This is a genomic window from Halopiger xanaduensis SH-6, from assembly GCF_000217715.1.
GTDB classification, from domain to species: Archaea; Halobacteriota; Halobacteria; order Halobacteriales; family Natrialbaceae; genus Halopiger; species Halopiger xanaduensis.
This window is the reverse complement of the sequence record NC_015666.1, coordinates 3,297,939-3,316,195: the sequence shown is the minus strand read 5'-3', so window position 1 is coordinate 3,316,195 and position 18,257 is coordinate 3,297,939. Positions and strand designations below refer to the sequence as shown.

General features: G+C 67.2%; 18 protein-coding genes. 8 read left to right on the top strand and 10 right to left on the bottom strand.

Annotated elements, in window-relative coordinates; genetic code table 11:
* The first annotated feature begins 164 nt into the window (after window positions 1-164).
* A complete protein-coding gene (locus HALXA_RS16110; RefSeq protein ID WP_013881456.1) occupies window positions 165-1,496 on the top strand; it encodes a D-aminoacyl-tRNA deacylase in 1,332 nt (443 codons plus the stop codon).
* A 159-nt stretch (window positions 1,497-1,655) separates the two neighbouring features.
* A complete protein-coding gene (ftsZ, locus tag HALXA_RS16105; RefSeq protein ID WP_013881455.1) occupies window positions 1,656-2,834 on the top strand; it encodes a cell division protein FtsZ in 1,179 nt (392 codons plus the stop codon).
* Window positions 2,835-2,940: 106 nt separating this feature from the next.
* Here the strand turns inward: ftsZ and HALXA_RS16100 are convergent, their stop codons facing one another.
* Window positions 2,941-3,585, bottom strand: a complete 645-nt coding sequence (locus HALXA_RS16100) for a hypothetical protein (protein ID WP_013881454.1) — start codon at window positions 3,583-3,585, stop codon at window positions 2,941-2,943.
* A 124-nt stretch (window positions 3,586-3,709) separates the two neighbouring features.
* On the opposite strand from HALXA_RS16100, the gene HALXA_RS16095 reads away from it, so the two are divergent.
* The gene (locus HALXA_RS16095) at window positions 3,710-4,900 is read left to right on the top strand and encodes an MBL fold metallo-hydrolase (RefSeq protein ID WP_013881453.1); all 1,191 of its coding nucleotides are present in this window, start codon (window positions 3,710-3,712) and stop codon (window positions 4,898-4,900) included.
* 89 nt (window positions 4,901-4,989) lie between these two features.
* Here HALXA_RS16095 and HALXA_RS16090 read toward each other — a convergent pair whose 3' ends face one another.
* Entirely contained in the window at window positions 4,990-5,334 is a 345-nt protein-coding gene (locus HALXA_RS16090) for a 2Fe-2S iron-sulfur cluster-binding protein (RefSeq protein WP_013881452.1), read from the bottom strand.
* Between the two features lie 234 nt (window positions 5,335-5,568).
* Here HALXA_RS16090 and HALXA_RS16085 point away from each other — a divergent pair, with 234 nt between their 5' ends.
* Window positions 5,569-6,987, top strand: a complete 1,419-nt coding sequence (locus tag HALXA_RS16085; protein ID WP_013881451.1) for a geranylgeranyl reductase family protein — start codon at window positions 5,569-5,571, stop codon at window positions 6,985-6,987.
* 264 nt (window positions 6,988-7,251) lie between these two features.
* Here the strand turns inward: HALXA_RS16085 and HALXA_RS16080 are convergent, their stop codons facing one another.
* From HALXA_RS16080 to HALXA_RS16070, 3 genes are all read right to left on the bottom strand, one after another.
* Complete coding sequence (locus tag HALXA_RS16080; RefSeq protein ID WP_013881450.1) at window positions 7,252-8,466, bottom strand: M48 family metallopeptidase; 1,215 nt, start codon at window positions 8,464-8,466, stop codon at window positions 7,252-7,254.
* A 168-nt stretch (window positions 8,467-8,634) separates the two neighbouring features.
* Window positions 8,635-9,912: an amidohydrolase gene (locus HALXA_RS16075; RefSeq protein ID WP_013881449.1), complete on the bottom strand. Its 1,278-nt coding sequence runs from the start codon at window positions 9,910-9,912 to the stop codon at window positions 8,635-8,637.
* A gap of 67 nt (window positions 9,913-9,979) precedes the next feature.
* Window positions 9,980-10,315 (bottom strand): uS10/mL48 family ribosomal protein, encoded by a 336-nt coding sequence (locus tag HALXA_RS16070; RefSeq protein WP_013881448.1) that lies wholly within the window; start codon window positions 10,313-10,315, stop codon window positions 9,980-9,982.
* 182 nt (window positions 10,316-10,497) lie between these two features.
* On the opposite strand from HALXA_RS16070, the gene HALXA_RS16065 reads away from it, so the two are divergent.
* Entirely contained in the window at window positions 10,498-10,929 is a 432-nt protein-coding gene (locus tag HALXA_RS16065) for a bis(5'-nucleosyl)-tetraphosphatase (RefSeq protein WP_013881447.1), read from the top strand.
* A gap of 54 nt (window positions 10,930-10,983) precedes the next feature.
* Here the strand turns inward: HALXA_RS16065 and HALXA_RS16060 are convergent, their stop codons facing one another.
* Window positions 10,984-11,412 (bottom strand): RDD family protein, encoded by a 429-nt coding sequence (locus tag HALXA_RS16060; protein ID WP_013881446.1) that lies wholly within the window; start codon window positions 11,410-11,412, stop codon window positions 10,984-10,986.
* 233 nt (window positions 11,413-11,645) lie between these two features.
* Here HALXA_RS16060 and HALXA_RS16055 point away from each other — a divergent pair, with 233 nt between their 5' ends.
* Both HALXA_RS16055 and HALXA_RS16050 read left to right on the top strand, forming a co-directional pair.
* Entirely contained in the window at window positions 11,646-12,728 is a 1,083-nt protein-coding gene (locus tag HALXA_RS16055; RefSeq protein ID WP_013881445.1) for a DUF5787 family protein, read from the top strand.
* A gap of 98 nt (window positions 12,729-12,826) precedes the next feature.
* Window positions 12,827-13,285, top strand: a complete 459-nt coding sequence (locus HALXA_RS16050; protein ID WP_013881444.1) for a nucleoside deaminase — start codon at window positions 12,827-12,829, stop codon at window positions 13,283-13,285.
* Window positions 13,286-13,345: 60 nt separating this feature from the next.
* Here the strand turns inward: HALXA_RS16050 and HALXA_RS16045 are convergent, their stop codons facing one another.
* Entirely contained in the window at window positions 13,346-13,753 is a 408-nt protein-coding gene (locus HALXA_RS16045) for a Zn-ribbon domain-containing OB-fold protein (RefSeq protein ID WP_013881443.1), read from the bottom strand.
* Window positions 13,750-14,916: a thiolase domain-containing protein gene (locus tag HALXA_RS16040; protein WP_013881442.1), complete on the bottom strand. Its 1,167-nt coding sequence runs from the start codon at window positions 14,914-14,916 to the stop codon at window positions 13,750-13,752. Before HALXA_RS16040 ends, HALXA_RS16045 begins: the two co-directional genes overlap by 4 nt.
* Before the next feature lie 143 nt (window positions 14,917-15,059).
* On the opposite strand from HALXA_RS16040, the gene HALXA_RS16035 reads away from it, so the two are divergent.
* Window positions 15,060-16,142 carry a M42 family metallopeptidase gene (locus HALXA_RS16035; protein ID WP_013881441.1) on the top strand — a complete coding sequence of 361 codons (1,083 nt, stop codon included), beginning with the start codon at window positions 15,060-15,062 and terminating at the stop codon, window positions 16,140-16,142.
* 33 nt (window positions 16,143-16,175) lie between these two features.
* Here HALXA_RS16035 and trkA read toward each other — a convergent pair whose 3' ends face one another.
* Complete coding sequence (trkA, locus tag HALXA_RS16030) at window positions 16,176-17,513, bottom strand: Trk system potassium transporter TrkA (protein WP_013881440.1); 1,338 nt, start codon at window positions 17,511-17,513, stop codon at window positions 16,176-16,178.
* A 128-nt stretch (window positions 17,514-17,641) separates the two neighbouring features.
* On the bottom strand, window positions 17,642-18,181 hold the full coding sequence (locus tag HALXA_RS16025; RefSeq protein ID WP_049895342.1) for an SRPBCC family protein: 540 nt from the start codon (window positions 18,179-18,181) through the stop codon (window positions 17,642-17,644).
* Between the last annotated feature and the right edge of the window lie 76 nt (window positions 18,182-18,257).

Below are 18,257 nucleotides of genomic sequence, written 5' to 3'. Positions count from 1 at the left end.
TGGTAACTATTCATATGATTACCTCCAGCCGGGAAAATGCAACGGCAGCGCTCGCAACGCTCGTATCCCTGGCCACAGGTCGGCCCCTCGAGCCAGCTGGGCGCGACGACACGTCGGCTGGCGAAAACGGGCGACTTAACGCCGTCCGGAACCGGAGCACGGATATGAGCGAGCTCGCGATCGTCGAGAGCCGCGCCGACCGCGCGTCGGTCCACGTCTGTGATCAGCTCCGAGCCCTCGCCGACTGGACCGAACGCGAGGAGGACAGCCGTCCGGACGAGGCGGGCGGCGGCACCTACTACAGCACTGAGGGCGCCGAACTCCGCACCTTCGAGGAGCTTCACATCGAACTCGAGCGCCCCGCGGACGCCTTCGACTGCGATCCCGATCTGCTCGTCTTCGCCTCGCGCCACTCGGGCGAGACGGGCCCGCTGCTGACGGGTCACTTCACGGGGAACTTCGGCCCGGCCGAATACGGCGGCGAGGACCACGCCGTCGCCGAGGCTGCCCCGAACGCGCTCGCCCGGCTGCTCGAGGCCTTCGACGAGTACGCGCCCGAGGGGTACGACGTGGGGATGGAGTGTACCCACCACGGCCCGACCGACGTCGGCTGCCCGTCGCTGTTCGCGGAACTGGGCAGCGGCGACGAGCAGTGGGACGACCCCGCGGGCGCCGAGGCCGTCGCCCGCGGCATCCTCGACCTTCGGGACGCCAAGCCCCACCGCGAACGACAGGTCGTCGGCTTCGGCGGCAACCACTACGCGCCCCGCTTCGAGCGCGTCGTCCGCAAAACGCCGTGGGCCGTCGGCCACATCGCCTCCGACTGGGCCCTCGAGGAACTGGGTCACCCGACTGCCCACCGGGACGTCCTCGAGGCCGCCTTCGAGGAAAGCGACGCCGAGATCGCCCTGCTGGATGGCGAGTGGCCGGTGCTCGAAGAGGCGCTCGAGGACCTCGGCTACCGGATCGTCGGCGAGACCTGGCTGCGCGAGGTCGGCAACCGGCCCTTGGGGCTCGTCGATGCGATCGAGTCCGAACTCGGCCATATCGAGAATGGAATCCGGTTTGGCGATCGGGAAGCCGACTCGTTTACCGTCGTCGACCTACCGCCAGCACTCGTCGACACCGCGGAGGGGATCGATCCCGACCGCGTCCGAAATATCGTCGACTCCCACACTGTCGCGTACGAGACCGAGAACGGCGGTACTCGCGTCGGAGAGCGGGTCGCAGTGCCTGACTTGGACCCCGACGCGCGGCGGACGATCATCGAGGAGGTAGCCGCGGTACTCGAGGAGAAATACGAGACGGTTCGGCTCGAGGAGGATGCGATCGTCGCTGAGGAGGAGGGCTTCGATCCGGAACTGGCCCACGAGGCGGGCGTTCCTGAGGGACCGAAGTTCGGCGCGCTCGCGAACGGCGAGGCGGTGACCGTCGACGGGGAAACCATCAAACCCGAGAGGGTTCGGACCGAACGGACCCGCCGATTCGAGATCTGATCTATGCTACAGCTGATAGTAATACCGAAATACCCGTAGACTCCGGTCAGAACAACCGTCGTAAGGCGGGAAACAGATAATCAGCTCGTAACGTGTCAGACAGACGGCTGACGTGTAGGGGAAAGGTAATTATGCTCCATCGTTTAGAAGGGGCCAAGAATGGACTCACTCATCGACGACGCCATCGACGAGGCCGAAGACGGGGACCCGGCCGAGTCCCCCGCGGACGACGCCCCGCAGGGCGGCCAGTCCGCCGACGACGCCGGCCGACAGTCCGGCACGATGACCGACGAAGAACTCGAAGACGTTCTCCAGGATCTCCAGACCGATATCACGGTCGTCGGCTGCGGGGGCGCCGGCGGCAACACGATCAACCGAATGCACGAGGAAGGCATCCACGGCGCGAAACTCGTCGCCGCCAACACCGACGTCCAGCACCTCGTGGAGATCGACGCCGACACCAAGATCCTCATGGGCGAGGAGAAGACCGGCGGCCGCGGCGCCGGCTCCCTTCCCCAAGTCGGTGAGGAGGCCGCCCTCGAGAGCCAGCAGGACATCTACGACGCGATCGACGGCTCCGACATGGTCTTCGTCACGGCCGGGCTCGGCGGGGGGACCGGCACCGGCTCCGCGCCCGTCGTCGCGAAGGCGGCCCGCGAGGCCGGCGCGCTGACGATCGCGATCGTCACGACGCCCTTCACGGCTGAGGGCGAAGTCCGCCGAACCAACGCGGAGGCCGGCCTCGAGCGCCTGCGCGACGTCTCGGACACCGTCATCGTCGTCCCCAACGACCGCCTGCTCGACTCGGTCGGCAAACTGCCGGTCCGCCAGGCGTTCAAGGTCAGCGACGAGGTGCTGATGCGCTCGGTGAAGGGCATCACGGAACTCATCACCAAGCCCGGCCTCGTCAACCTCGACTTCGCAGACGTCCGCACGGTCATGGAACGCGGCGGCGTCGCGATGATCGGCCTCGGCGAGGCCGACTCCGAGGCCAAGGCCGAAGACTCCGTTAAAACGGCACTTCGTTCGCCGCTGCTCGACGTCGACATCTCCGGCGCCAACTCCGCGCTGGTCAACGTCACCGGCGGTAACGACATGGCCATCGAGGAGGCCGAGGGCGTCGTCGAGGAGATCTACGACCGCATCGACCCCGACGCCCGCATCATCTGGGGGACCTCGATCGACGAGAGCCTCGAGGGCAGCATGCGGACGATGATCGTCGTCACCGGCGTCGAATCGCCCCAGATCTACGGGCGTCCGGAGGGCGAGTCCGTCCAGCCCGACATGAGCGGCCAGCAGGCACCCGGACAGGGCGACGACATCGACTTCGTCGACTGATTCCGCTCCGAAAGGGGGTTCCCCCTCGAGGCGAGCCTTTTCCCGTTTTCTCTTTCCTATTCGTCGACAGTCAATTTCTCAATTCTCGCCGACGCTACCGCGCCGATCAGCAGATCGGCTTCGGATCGAGCCCGAGATCGTCGAGCGAACCCGCGTAGGCGTCGTACGCGGCGTCGACGACGTCCTCGGCAGCGGCGGCGGCACGGTCCCAGTCCTCGCTCCCGTCGCACGTCGTCTCGAGCAGCGCGGTCGCCCGCTCACCCTGCGTCGCCGTCTCGCCGCGTAGTTCCCGGAACTGCTCGGCCCGCCGCTCGTCGCCCTCGTTGACGAAGAAGCTCACGACCTGCAGGTGGGTTCGCTCGGTGACCAGCGCGCGACCGACCAGCCCGCCCAGCCGCGGGACGGTCTCCTCGAGCGACCGGAGCCGTTCGTGCATCGGACCGCCTGCTGGGTCGGGGTCGTACGCCTCGCCGTCCGCTCCCTCGAGTAGCTCGAGGACCCGCTCGCAGTGCTCTCGTTCCTGATCGCGAAACTCGGCGAACAGTTCCTGCGCGTCGTCGTGGGACTCGTCGTCGGTCCACGCGTCGAACGTCTCCGCCGCGGCGCGTTCGCCGTCTGCCACGATCCGGAGTACCGTCTCCGCCGTCAGATCCGCGTCGGTGAGCGCGACGAGCAGCTTCGAGGAGGCGAGGCGCTCGAGTTCGGTGTCCTTCGACGCCTCGAGGTCGCGCTGGAAATCGGCAGCGTCCATACCCCCACGACCACGGCGTGCGTGTTGAACTTTGGTCTCGATCCGGTTCGCGCCCGATCGCGACCGGACCCGCGACGGCGACCGCGGGGGCGCGCTTAACCGCCGCGAGGGCGTATGCAGCGATATGTCCGAAACCGAGGCGGCGCTCGACGATCCGACGACGATCGCCCCCGAGACGCTCGCCGAGCGGCTGCGCGCCGGCGACGAGCTGACCGTCCTCGACGTCCGCGACCGCGACGAGTTCGACCGCTGGCACATCGAGGGCGAAAGCGTCGAAGCCGTACAGATCCCGCACATGAAGTTTATCCAAGCCCAGGCGACGGGCGGCGTGACCGACCTCATCGACGACCTCGAGGAACCGATCGTCGCGGTCTGCGGCCGCGGCGAGGCCAGCGACCACGCCGTCGATCTCCTCCGTGACGCGGGCATCGACGCGCAGAATCTGGCGGGCGGGATGGACTCCTGGGCGGACCTGTACGTCGCCCGCGAACTCGAGGTCGACCTCGGCCTCGATCACGAGAGCGATTCGGCCGCGACGGTCGTCCAGTACGACCGCCCCTCGAGCGGCTGTCTGACCTACGCGATCTACAGCGGCGACGAGGCGGCGGTGATCGATCCGCTTCGGGCGTTCGCCGACCGCTACGCCGAGGACGTTGCCTATCGGAACGCAGAGCTGAAATACGCTGTCGACACCCACGTTCACGCCGACCACGTCAGCGGCGTCCGCGCGCTCGAATCCCGAACCGACGCGACGGCCGTCGTCCCCGAAGGCGCTCGCGACCGCGGGCTCGCGTTCGACGCTATGACTTTCGAGGACGGGGACGAACTCCACGTCGGCGATGCGACGCTAACTGCCGTCGCGACGCCCGGCCACACCTCCGAGTCGCTCTCGTATCGGCTCGGCGACGTCCTGTTCAGCGGCGATACGCTGTTCCTCGAGGGTGTCGGCCGGCCGGACCTCGAGCGCGGCGACGAGGGTGCGCCCGCGGCAGCTCGGCAGTTCTACGAGACTCTCGAAGACACGCTTTCGGAACTGCCGGCGGAGACGACGATCGCGCCGGGCCACTACAGCGACGCCGCCGATCCGCGGGACAGCGACGGGACGTACGCGGCCGTGCTCGGCGACCTGCGCGACCGACTCGAGGCGTTTGCGATGGCCGAAGACGAGTTCGTCGAGCACGTCACGAACGACCGGCCGCCGCGACCGGCCAACCACGAGCGCATCGTGGCCGCGAACCTCGGGCGGGTAGACGTCGACGCGGAGACGGCGTTCGAACTGGAACTCGGGCCGAACAACTGTGCAGTCACCGGGTGACGAACCGGCTGGCGACGGTCGAAAATTTGGGCTCTCGAGGGAGACGAAAACCGAAGCGATAGGACGGCAGCACCGCGACGCGACGGCGCTCAGTCGTCCGCGACCGCAGGGTCGTCGCTACCGCCCTCGCCCGCGGCGTCGATCTCGTCCTCGATGCTCGGCGGGTACTTCCCGCGGTCCAGTTTCAGATCCGACTGCGGCCGCGCCATGCAGGTCAGCGCGTAGTTCTCGGCCTCCTCCTCGGTGAGCGCGCGGGCTGCTGGCTGGGTGACATCACCCTCGACGATCTCGGCCGAACAGGCCAGACACATCCCGACGCGACAGGAGTACTCCTGTGCGATCCCCTCCTCGAGACACCGGCTGAGAATTGTCTCGGTGTCCGAACAGGTGATCGTCTCACCCGTGCCGACGAACTCGACAGTGTACTCGGTCATACCCTCCGCTACGGAAGACCCGACTAAAACTCTTTATTACGGAATCCGTCCGTCAGGAGGCGACGAATCTCTCCGCACCGATCACGTTCGGCTCGCGCCGGTTCGCAGTCGCTCGGTACTGGGCGTCGGGACGTTCCGAATCCGGCGGAAATCCCCGGTTGCACGATTGTGGCCCCGTAACTCGGTCGAATCGACCATAAAACGTTTTCTTACCGCAGTGTCCACACTATCGGTATGAGTACGCAGGACCAGTCGGGGGACGCTCCGACGGCCGGGACCGGAACCCGCGAGGCGGACGTCGTCGTCGTCGGTGCCGGGACGGCAGGGTGTTACGCCGCAGCGACCATCGCGCGCGAGGGGTACGACGTCGTTATCCTCGAGCGCAAGTCCGAGGACGAGGCGGGCCACATCGCCTGCGGGGACGCGCTGAAGGGAGCCAGCGCATTCCCCGAGTCGATCCCGAAATCGAAGATCGAGCCCGCGTTCACGAACACCGACGTTGACCACGGCCGCTTCGAGATTCCCCAGGAGGATACCGTCCTCGAGATCCCCGTACCGGGCGAACTGGCGGTCATCGACCGCTGGGAGTACGGCAAGCGGATCATCGAGGGGGCCGACGAGGCCGGCGCGGAGCTCCACTACGACACCGTCGTGAAGAACGTCGTCCAGGCCGACGACGAGAAGGGGACCGTCACGGGCGTCGAAGCGATCCGCAAGGGCGAGCCCAAAACGTACGAGGCGGACGTCGTCATCGACGCCGCGGGATCGCTGTCGGTGCTGCAGGACCACGTCGACTTCTCGAACTCCACCTTCGACACGAACGTCGACTACTCGCACTTCTGTTCGGCCTACCGCGAGATCGTCACCGTCGACGAGCCCGTCCCGTGGGACGACGCCTTAGTGTTCAAGCCGACCGAGCGCGCCGCGGGCTACCTCTGGTACTTCCCGCGCACCGACACCGAGATCAACGTCGGGCTGGGCTTCCAGATGACCGAGGAGCCGATGAAGCTCGTCGACGACCTCAAGCGGGACCTCGAGAACCGCCGGGAGTTCCGCAACGCCGAGGTCGACGACAAGCTCGGCGCCGCGCTGCCGACGCGCCGCCCCTACGACTCCGCGGTCCACCCGGGCTACATGGCCGTCGGCGACGCCGCGGGCCACGTCAACCCCACCACCGGCGGCGGCATCGCCGGCGCCGCCTACGCCGGCAAGTACGCCGCCGAGGCCGCCGTCGAGGGTCTCGAGACCGGCGACGTCAGCGAGTCGACCTTCTGGGAGTACAACGAGCGCGTGATGGACCACTTCGGGGCCCGCTACGCCGCCCTTGACGTCTACAACATCCTCTCGACGGCCGTCGACGTCGACGACCTGATGGGGCTGCTCGCCGCGATGCCCGGCGAGAAGATGGCCGAGGCGCTCTACTCCGGCAGTACGAGCATCGGCCCGAAGCTCGCCGCAGAGAGCCTCTACAAGAGCTACGGCCACTGGGGAACCATCCTGAACCTCTTCCGGACCAAGCGCCGCGCCGACGACCTGCTCGAGCTCTACGAGCACTATCCCGACCATCCGGCCGCGCTCGAGCACTGGCAGCAACGGCGCGATGACCTGATGGAGCAGGTGTACGAGACGACCGGGGCCGACCCTAAATACTAGAGCCGAACTTTTACACTGCGGTCTGTTGCGCTGACGGCGGCATTGCCGCCGCACAGCGCGATGTCCCTCGGTAAAACTTCGATGAAAAGCACTCCTCCCTCCGTTCCGGACGCATAGCGTCCTCCACATCGGTCGTCGGCCCGCTCGCTCATTTCGTTCGCTCGCGGTCAGTAACGGTGTGATCGCCTGCCCTTCCCCGAGTTGCGGGCTTCTCGCAGTGCTCGAAGCCCGCTCCCGGCCAGCGCGGTTTGTGGAACGGCAAAATTACGCTCGAGCGCGGAGTCGCTCGATCCGCTTCTCGGTCGGCGGATGGGTGCCGAAGATCGTCCGGTCGATAAACCGGCGCGTCCGGTCGAAGAAGCGGTGTTCCTCCCACGGCGGCGGAACGATCGAGAACGCCGCCGTCGAACTGTGGTTCCGAAGATCGCTCGAGGGTCGATTCTCGAGTTCGGCGTCGAGTTTCTCGAGGGCGCCGGCCAGCGCTGCCGGATCGCCGGTAATCGCGACGGCGCCGCGGTCGGCGACGTACTCGCGGTACCGAGCGACGACGGCGACAGCCCACCGATTGAGGGCCGCGACGAACAGTCCGGCGAAGACGACGGAGGGATGGCGAAGCGCGGACTGGGGATCGGCCTCCTCGCTGCCCTGATCGTCGACTTCCTCGAGCATCGCGTCGATTTTCACGGCCGGCATCGAGAGCAGGGTCAGGACCGCCGCATCGCGGTTGACGACGTGAGAAATCTCGTGAGCGAGGACGGCCTCGAGTTCCAGATCCTCGAGCGTCTCGACGAGTCCCCGCGAGACGACGATCGTCGAGGCGTCGGAGCGGAGCCCAGTCGTCGCCGCGATCGGCCGTTGCGCCCGACCGAGTCGGACGGTCGGCGCCGGGACGTCGACCTGTCTCGCGAGTCGATCAACCCGCGATTGCAGCTCGTCGGCGGAAGCCTGTTCCCGTTCTTGTTCCGAGCTGTCGGTCGAACCGACGGTATCAACGTCCGCCTCGAGTTGCCGTTGGACGGTCCCGCCGCGTCTCAGTTCGTCGTAGATGGTCCGTCCCGTGTGGTACACCGCGAAGACCACGCCGACGAGGACGGCAATGACGAGAACGGTCGGAAGCGGTCGCGGGGTCGCACCGTGCGTGACGACGACGAGGCCCGCGTACCAAGTGATCAGTCCCGCGACCGCACCGGCGAACTGACACAGGGAGACATCGGCCGCGGGCCGGGCCACGGTGCTGGCAACCGATTCGACGGCGTCGGCCATCCCGTCGTGTGCGATTCGGCCGACGACCAGCGGACCCGGCATTACGCGTCGGTAGATTCCCGCGATGACGACCCAAACGCCGTAGAACAGGAGGAACGCGGTACCCACCATCGGTACGATGGTGAGAAAAATAATCACCATCGCCCCTACTCCAAGGATTTCGAGCGGGAGCAAGATCGCGAGCCCAAGTCCGGCGATCACCGTGGCGGCGGCCATTCGGAACCAGAGACCGATCCGGAGACGCGTCGATCGGTTCACGTCGACGTCACCTCAAGCGCGAGCGGGTGCGGTGACACGAAGCAGTCGACTACTGAGACGGGGAGACGCACTGTCTGATATCCGTACTGGTAGGATTCCCAAGAATATTTCGGGTCGGACGGGCGGCTATCGACCGCGCCCGATCCGCTCGATCGCACCCGCGAGCGTGTCGACGCCGTGCTGGATGCTGGCCTCGTCGACGTCGAACGTCGCGGTGTGGTGGCCGCCGGGGTGGTCGGTGCCGACGCCGACGTAGCAGGCTTTGCCGCCGTTTTCCTGCACCGCCTGCATCAGATAGGTCGCGTCCTCGCTGCCCCCGAGTTCGTCGCGCTCGAGGACGCTGTCGACGCCCGCCACGCCGCCGGCGACGTCTTCGACGATCGAGACGAGTTCTTGATCGCTGGTCGCGCTCGGCGCCTCGGCGCCGATCTCGATCTCGACTTCGCAGTCGTGCATCTCCGCCGCGGATCTGAGCACGCGGCGGCTCTTTTCGGTCATGTACTCCATGAGTTCGGTTGTCTCGCCGCGAACCTCGACGACCGTCCGGGCCGACTCGGGGATGACGTTCGAGGCGCTGCCGCCCTCGACGAGGCCGGCGTTGACCCGGGTCGCGCCGTCGTTGTGCCGGGGAATCGCGTAGAGGTTCTGGACGGCCGTCGCCAGCGCTTGGACGGCGTTGCGCCCCTGCTCGGGGTGGCCGCCCGCGTGGGCCGGTTCGCCGGTGAACTCGGCCTCGAGGTGCCGAACCGCGAGGAAGCCGTCGATGCCGGCGACGATTTCGCCGGTCGGGTGGTCGAGGCCGATGTGCATAGCCAGGAGGGAGTCGACGTCCTCGATGTGGTCGCTCTCGGCCATCGACTTCGCGCCGCCGATGACCTCCTCGGCGGGCTGGAAGAACACCTTCAGCGTGCCCGAGAAGTCGTCGCTGTTCGCGATCCGCTCGAGTACCCCGACGCCGATCGTCGCGTGGGCGTCGTGGCCGCAGGCGTGCATCGCGCCGTCGTGCTCCGAGCGGAAGCCCTCGGCGGCGGGGACGTGCTCCGTGTTGTCGGACTCCGCGCGCGGCAGCCCGTCGATGTCGACCCGCAGGCCGACGGTCGGTCCTTCGCCGCGCTCTAAGACGGCGACGGCCCCCGTGTAGCCGCCTTCGAGTCGCTCGAGCGTGGCCTCGTCGGCGTCGGTCTCGAGCGCCCGCTGGTAGGCGTGGGTGAGTTCCGGTTCGTCGGGGACGGCCAGTCGCCGGTCGGTTGCGAGAGCGTCCGGCCCGACGTGGAGCGTGATATCGTCGCCCAGGCGGGCCTCGAGTTCCTCGACGATGCGCGCGGTGGTGTAGAACTCGCGCCACGCGGGTTCCGGTTTGCGGTGCAGGTCGCGACGCAGCGAGACGAGATCGTCCGCGGTCATACTTCGAACTCGTCGGGCGAGGTGAAAAGTGCTATCGACGGTCGGTGAGACGCGGGCGTCGCAGCGCTCAGTTTCCGCGACCCGTTCCGCGGATCTGTTCGACTTCGGCTTCGATGTGCACGGAGTCGGGGAAGTTCTGCTCGGCGATATTCCGCGCGAGGTTGTCGTGGCCGTGGATCTCGAGTTCGCGGGTGAAGACGGTGTACGTCCACGAGGAGAACTGGCGGTCGTCGTCGGCGTGGAGCCGGCTGTGCTGCGGAACGGAGAGCTTCTCCGGCGGGTGGGAGTGGGGGCCTTTCAGCGCCGCCCCCTTCCGTTCGGCGGTCGATTTGATGTCATCGACGATGCCGTCGAGCGCGGCGCGATCGCCGCTCTGGAGCGTAAGCCGGGTGACGAAGGTCATGGATACGATATCGTCAACGGTCGGGGCGTAAAAGCCTGCTGAGATCGGGTGGGGGGGTCTGTCCGAACCGATTCACGATTCAGTGACGTGACTTACGAAGCCGAAGAAATCGCGACCCCGAACAGTGTACGTTGGACGAACAGTCCGATATTCTCTTAACGTCGTACGTATTAGTCCGGTTAATGGCAGTCGAAGCTACGAGCGCAGGCGCGATCCTCTTCCGCGACACGCGGGGCCGGCGCGAGTATCTTCTACTCAAGAGCCGCCCGGGCGACTGGGAGTTTCCGAAGGGCGGTGTCGAAGGAGATGAAGAGCTACAACAGACGGCGATCCGCGAAGTAAAGGAAGAGGCAGGTATCGAAGAGTTCCGACTACTCGACGGCTTCCGCGAGGACTACGACTACGTGTTCGAGGCGAACGGCAAGACGATCCACAAGACCGTTCACCTCTTCATCGCGAAGTCGTTCGAGGCCAGCGCGGAACTCTCAAACGAACATCGCGACCTCCAGTGGCGCGATTACGAACAGGCCGTAAACACCGTCACGCAGGACGGTCCGCGCGAGATTCTCGAGCAGGCCCACGAGTTTCTCGACGAGCGCGAGGAAGAGGTGTAGCCGGACGGCGGGAATCATCGCTTCGCGCCGACGGGACGTCGCTTGCTGAGCCCGCTATCGTTGCTCGACGACGATCGTGTCCGCGACGAGGTCGCCGACGCGCTGGTTGTCGTCGGTCAGCAGAATCATCGCCATCGCGATCAGGTTGAACGTCGGTAGCGAGTCGATGACCCACAGCAGGTTCCGGAGGACCGACGCGCCGATCGTACACTCCGAGCCGTCGGATTTGACGACGACCAATCCGAGGAGGTACTTCCCCGGGGTGTACCCGTAGATCCCCTCGAGGAGGAAGCCGTAGACGATCGAGACCGCGAAAGCGACCAGGAGCAACAGGAGCATGGCGGCATCGCCGAGCGCGGTTCCGATTCCGAAGAGGAGGCCGAAAACGACACCCATGATGAGGCTATCTAAGAGGAACGCGAGTATTCGCTGTCCGATGACGTCGCCGTTGGTACCGAGGCGCGGTTCGGGATGTTTCTTCATACGTTGAGAGACTTTTTCCCCTACTGATAATATTTGATATTCGATCTGACGTGTGTGGTATGTGACTATTACCCAACCGTAGCAGACGGATCTCCGATCGGCAGCATGTCCTTCTCCGGAGGATACGCGGCGATATCTGCCCGCGGAAGGGATCGATCCGAATCGGTCTCCGCTCCGTCGGTCCGGTCGCGAAATCGAGTAGCGCTTTTGCGTGCGCGGTTCCAAGCCGGCGCGTGGCTCGCACTGCCGACGCCGACTCCGAGTTCGAATTCGAACTCCGGACCTGCCGCTGGGCCGAACGCGAGTGGCCGCCCGGCGGCGGGACCGACGAGCCCGCCGTCCTCGTCGCTCGCCAGCTCGGCACGAAGCGCCGCCGCTGGGACACTATCGTCCTCGAGTGCGACCCCGACGCCCTCGAGCAACGCGCGAAGTTCGGTCCGAAACGCCTCGACGGCGACCTTCTCCATATCGTCCGGAACGCACCCGCGGAGTGGACCTACTACCGCGACGCCCTCCCGCACCCCGGCTACCCCTGGCGCTACGTCCGCGAGGCGATCCACCGCGCGGACGACCGCAGCATTCTCGAGGCGCGAAAGAACGGCAACCGGATCCAGATCCGACGCAAGTGGCCCTACCCCGACTGGGTCGATCGGATCATCGCGATCGAGAACAAACCAGATCTGGACGCCAGCGCCGCGCGGACGCTGGGCCCGCAACTCGAGTACGACGTCGCGATGAGTCTCGCCGACGAGGTCTGGGTCGCCACCCGACAGACGGGCGAGCGCGTCGAACCGGTACTGCTCGAGGGGCTCCCCGTCGAAGCGGGAGTACTGGCGCTCGAGCCCGACGCTCTCGAGGCCGAGGTCGCGTGGTACCCGCGCGGGCTCTCGGTGGACGAACCGGGGACGCGCATCCTCGAACGGCCGGACGACGGCGACCGCGGCGGCTCGGCGGCGCGGTTCGAGTACGTCGATCCGTCGGAGAAAGCGACGACGCGGCAACGCATCGCTGAACGAGCGTACGAGCGGGGCTGGCGTTCGTTCGTCGACACGATGCGGCCCGACTGCCGGTACTTCGAACTGCGCGCCGAGGGCCCGCAGGACGGCCCACAGCTGGTTCCCTACTGTACCGCAAAGGACGGCCGTCAGACAGCCGCCGAGTGCGCCGGCTCGTGTTCCGAGTTTCAGCCGGAGCCGCCCGCGTGGCGGACCCGGGGATGGCCGATCGAGGGCGGCCCCGGAAAACGGCTCAAGCGGTTGCTCGCGGGTCGGCGCCGCCAACGGCGACCGGGACTGGACGGCGGCGCGTCTGAGTAGCCGTCGAGCCGGCCGACAGTGCCCTTGAGCGCGGCCGGTTTCTGTTCGAGCGCGCCGCGTGGCGCCGACTACTAACTGCTGGCGGTGGAAGGGCTCGTATGAGCACGGGCACGGACACGGAGTACATCAGGGAGGCGATCGAGCTGGCGCGCGAGGCGGTTACCGACGGGAACACCCCGTACGGATCGCTGCTCGTCGTCGGCGATACCGTCGTCAAGCGCTCGAGGAACACCACGGTGACCGAGAGCGACATCACCGCCCACCCCGAGCTCAAACTCGCGCGCTGGGCGGCCCGCGAACTCGACGCCGCCGACCGCGATGACTGCACCATGTACACCAGCACCGAACCGTGCGAGATGTGCGCGACCGCGATCCACTACGCCGGGCTGGACCGGGTCGTCTACAGCGTCTACGGGAAGTCGGTAGCGAACGTGCGGGGGAAGGCAAAAAGCGGAATTCCCTGCGAGGAAGTGATCGACCGCAAGGGCGGATCCACGGACGTCGAGGGGCCGATTCTCGAGACGGAAGGGAAGCGCGTCCACGAGGAGTTCTACTGAACAAGGACTGCCTGACAAACTGCGTGCGTTCGCTCCGGTGTAGTCTCAACGTTCTATCCGTCAGACCGACCGGAACGACACCACGCGCTCGCCCGTCGTCTCCGACACCGTCACCGCGAGTTCGACCTCGAGGTCGCGCTCGACTGCCTCGGGATCGGTCCCGGCGACCTGCCCGGTGAGCCGGACGGGTCCGAAGTCGGCGATGGCCGTCGCGTACGGCGCGTCATCTTCGAAGGAAGGCGTCGCCACGTGCGTGACGGTGTAGGTCTCGATCTCGCCGGTCTCCGGTAGCGGCGTTTCCTCGAGTTCCGTCGCCCCGCACTCCGGACAGACCCGCCGCGGCGGGAGGGAGCCGTGACCGTCGGCACACTCGAGGTAGTAGGCCTCGCCGTCCGCGGCGGCGTCGAGCCAGTCGTCGAAGCCGGCGTCGCGGACATTCTCGGACTCGAGTTCGGAATCGTCGCTCATTCTCTCACCTCTAGGACGTGCACGACCGCACTGGCAACCGTCCCGCCGGCGTTGTGCGCGACGCCGGTCGTCGCGTCCGCGACGTACTCGCTGTTCGGATGCGTTCCCTCGAGCAGCGCCGTGATCTCGGCGACCTGAGACGCGCCGGTCGCGCCGACCGGATGGCCCTTCGCTTTCAGGCCGCCCGAGAGGTTGACCGGCGTCTCGCCGTCGGCGGTCGTCCGCCCGTCGCGGGCCGCGGAGATCCCCTCGCCGACGTTCGCGAGGTTGAGCGCCTCGAGCGCGAGCACCTCGGCGATCGTGAAGCAGTCGTGGACCTCCGCGAGGTCGACGTCGCCCGCGTCGACGCCGGCGTCGGCGTAGGCTTCGTCGCCGGCCTCGCGCGCCGCGGGCGAGCGCGCGAGGTACTCGCGGTCGTGCAGCGCCATCCGGTCGCCGCCCTGACCGGTGCCGGTGATCGCGACCGGCGCCTCGAGCCCGCGTTCTTCGGCGTACTCCTCGCTGGTGAGCACGAGCGCGGCCGCGCCGTCGGAGATGGGACACGAGTCGTAGAGGCCGAGCGGCGTCGACACCGGTGGCGCCTCGAGGACGTCCGTGACGTCGATCGGCTTCTGGTACTGGGCCTTCTCGTTGTTCAGGGCGTTCTCGTGGTTCTTGACCGCGACGTGCGCGAGGTCCTCGTGATCGCCGCCGTACCGGTCGAAGTACGCCTGCGCCATCAGCGCGTAGGCGCCGGGGAAGGTCATCCCGGCCCGCACCTCCCAGAGGTCGTCGGCGGCGATGGCCAGCGCCTCGGTCGCGCCCGCGGTGCCGAGGTTGGTCATCCGCTCGGCGCCGCCGACGAGGACGACGTCGTGCTCGCCGTTGCGAATTCGCATCACGGCATCGCGGATCGCGGCGCCGCTCGAGGCGCAGGCCGATTCGTACCGGGTCGCGGGCGCGGTGACGCCTGCAGCCTCGGCCATCAGGGGTCCCTGGTGGCCTTGGTGCTCGGACAGTTCGCCCATGAAATTGCCGTAGAAGACGGCCTCGACGTCCGTCGGCGGAACGTCGCTGTCCGCGAAGGCCGCGGCGCTCGCTTCGGCGAAGAGGTCGCGGCTCGTCCGCTCGGGCGCGTTGCCGAACGGCGTGATCCCGGTCCCTGCGACACGTACGGTAGCCATACACACTCGTAGCGCGCGGACGCGTTAATACTCGGCGGTCGGTGTCACTGAGTGTCACAGCGTTCCGTCGAATCGACGCCCGTCGGACCGGAGGCGACGACCGCTTTCCGCGACTTTATTTTCTCCGTGCCGAACGGTCCACTATGGAATCCGTTCCCTTCGACGTCGATTTCCTGACCGAACTGACCGAGACGAGCGGCGTCCCCGGCTACGAGGACCGCGTCCGCGATCTCGTGGTCGAAGAACTCGAGGACACCGTCGACCGCGTCCGCACCGACGCGATGGGCAACGTCGTCGGGACGCTCGAGGGCGACGGCGATTCGGACTACTCCGTGGCGGTTGCGGCACACATGGACGAAATCGGTTTCATGGTCCGCCACGTCCGCGGCGGCGAGGACGGCCCCGGCTTCGTCGAACTCGAGGCGCTCGGCGGCTGGGACGCCCGCGTGCTCAAAGCCCAGCGCGTAACGATCCACACCGAGGACGGCGATCTGCCGGGCGTCATCGGCTCGCCGCCGCCCCACACGTTAGACGAGAAAGAACGGGAGAAGACGCCCGAGGTCGAGGACGCCTTCGTCGACGTCGGCCTCCCCTACGAAGAACTCGAGGAGCGGGTCTCGCCCGGCGACCTCGTGACGATGGAGCAGACGACCGAGCGCATGGGCGAGACGATCACCGGCAAGGCGCTGGACGACCGGATCTGCCTGTTCGCGATGCTCGAGGCGGCCCGCCGACTGGCCGACGGCGACGGACCCGAGGCCACGATCCACTTCTGTGCGACGGTCCAGGAGGAAGTCGGCCTGCGCGGCGCGAAGGCGCTGGGCGTCGACGTCGATCCGAACCTCGCGATCGCACTGGATGTCACCGTCGCCAACGACGTGCCCGGGTTCGACGACGGCGAGCACGTCACCGACCTGGGCGACGGCGCGGCGATTAAGCTCAAGGACGGCAGCGTCATCACGAGTCCGAAGGTTCACCGCCGGCTGAAGGCCGTCGCCGAGGACGAGGAGATCGACTACCAACTCGAGATCCTGCCGGCCGGCGGCACCGACACGGCCGGCTTCCAGAACGTCGCGGGCGCGAAACCCGTCGGCGCGATCTCGATCCCGACGCGGTACCTCCACACCGTCACCGAAACCGCCCACGTCGACGACGTGGCGGCGACGATCGACCTGCTCGAGGCGTTCCTCGCGAGCGAGGACGGGGGTCACGAGTACACGCTGTAATCGTCGCCGAGGCGTCGAGAACTATCGAAACCGCTACAGCGCCGCCGCAACCTCGTCGAGCACCCGCGTATCGGCGAAGACGACCACGTGATCGCCGCGCTCGAGGACGGTGTCCCCGCGCGGCGTGATCAACCGTCCGTCGCGGGTGATCGCGCCGATGACGACGCCGTCGGGCAATTCCCGCACGACGTCGCTGATCCGATTCTCGAGTAGCAAGCTGTCGTCGTCGATCTCGATCTCTAACACCTCCGCGCGGTCCGACTCGAGCATCGCGACGTTTTCCGTTCGGAACTCGCGAGTGAATCGCGTGATCTCCTCGGCCGTGACCGCGCGGGGGTTGATCGCGACGTCGATGCCGACCGTCTCGAAGAGGTCGACGTACTCGGGCTCCTCGACGACGGCGATCGTACGTTGGGCACCGGCGTGCCTCGCGAGCAAGGAGACGAGTAAGTTCTTTTCGTCGTTCTCGAGTGCGGCGACGACGATGTCGGCCTCCCCGATGTGCTCGCGGCCGAGGAACTCGACGTCGGTCGCGTCGCTCTCCAGTACGACGGTATCGGGCAACTGCTCGGCCAGTTCGCGGGCCCGCTCCGGGTCGCGCTCGAGCAGTCGCGGCTCGAACCCCTCCACCTCGAAGAGCCGCGCCGTCTGGTAGCCGATCTCGCTGCCGCCGATGACGACGATCTCGTTCGCGTCCTCGAGCGTCGGAGCGGGCGTCACCGCGCCGGCGAACTCGCGGACGCTCTCCGAGGACCCGATGACGACGACGCCGTCCTCGGGGCGGATAACCGTGTCACCCTGCGGAATGATGACCTCGTCGCCGCGGATGATCGCCGCGAAGGTCAGCGACTCGAAGCGGTCGGCCTCGGAGACGGTCTCGTTCGCGACGGGGCTGTCGGACGTGACCTCGAACTCGGCCATCTGAACGAGGCCGTCGGCGAAGGCGTCGACGTCGGCCGCGCCCGGCAGGCCCGCGATGTTGACGATCTCCTCCGCGGTGTAGAGGTCGGTCGAAACCATGAAATCGACGCCGAACGCGCTCTGAGAGCGTTCCCACGTCCGCAGCAGGTTCGTCCGCTTGACGCGGGCGATGGTGAACGATTCCGTGACGGCCTTCGCCGCGCCGCAGACGACGATGTTCGTCTCGTCGCCGTCGGTGCTCGCGATCACCAGATCCGCCCGCTCGATGCCCGCCTCCTCGAGGACCTCGATCGAGGTCCCGTCGCCCTCGATCGCCAGCACGTCGTGGGCGTAGGTCACCGACTCGACGCGGTCCTCGTCCCGGTCGATGACGACGACCCCGTGTTCGGTTGCGAGGCTCTCGGCGATGCTCGAGCCGACCTCGCCCGCGCCGACGACGATCACGCGCACGGACGCTCACCCCAAACGGCGGCCATGGCCGGGCGTTCACCGGCGACGTGTAAGTGGGTTCGCCCGGCACCGTCGACGGCGACAGCGAGCCGCCCCCTGCAACTCGCTTCGACGGGCGCAGTCAGCGGTCAGGGAACCTCGTGAACCGTCAGCTCCACGTCTCGAGGGGTCGACCGCTGCTCGATGTCCGCGACCAGTCGTTCGACGACCGCCTCGGCCTCGCCGAGCAGTCGCGGTTCGACCTTCTCGATCACCCAGTCCAGCGAGACGAACCGCGGGAGCGAGATGGCGTTCTCGTTCGCGGAGTAGGGATCGTAGACGGCCTCGAAGTAGATCCGACTCGCGGTCTCCGCGTCCGTATCGGCGTCGGCGGGGAGCGCCTCGGGTTCCGCCTCGACGCGCCACTCGCCGCGCGCGTCGATGTCGTTGATCAGCCGCCACTCGAGGGAGTTCGGCGCCGAGATGGCCGTCACCTTCGAGCGGGCGGTGTAGCTGAGCTTCCACCAGGCGAGTCGCAGGTCGTAGACGGAGCCGACGCCGCCGTCGCCGTGTACCGTGACCTCCTTCAGGTGTTCCGTGTACCGGGGGTAGTCGGTAAACGAGCGCACGTACGGAAAAACCTCCTCGGGCGAACGGTAGGCGACGGTACTGAGGAGAATTCGGTCCACGACGGGCCGTACGAGCGGTTCGAAAGTAAGGATTGCTATCGTCTTCAGGCCGCAAAGCGAGTGCATCGTCGCCCGT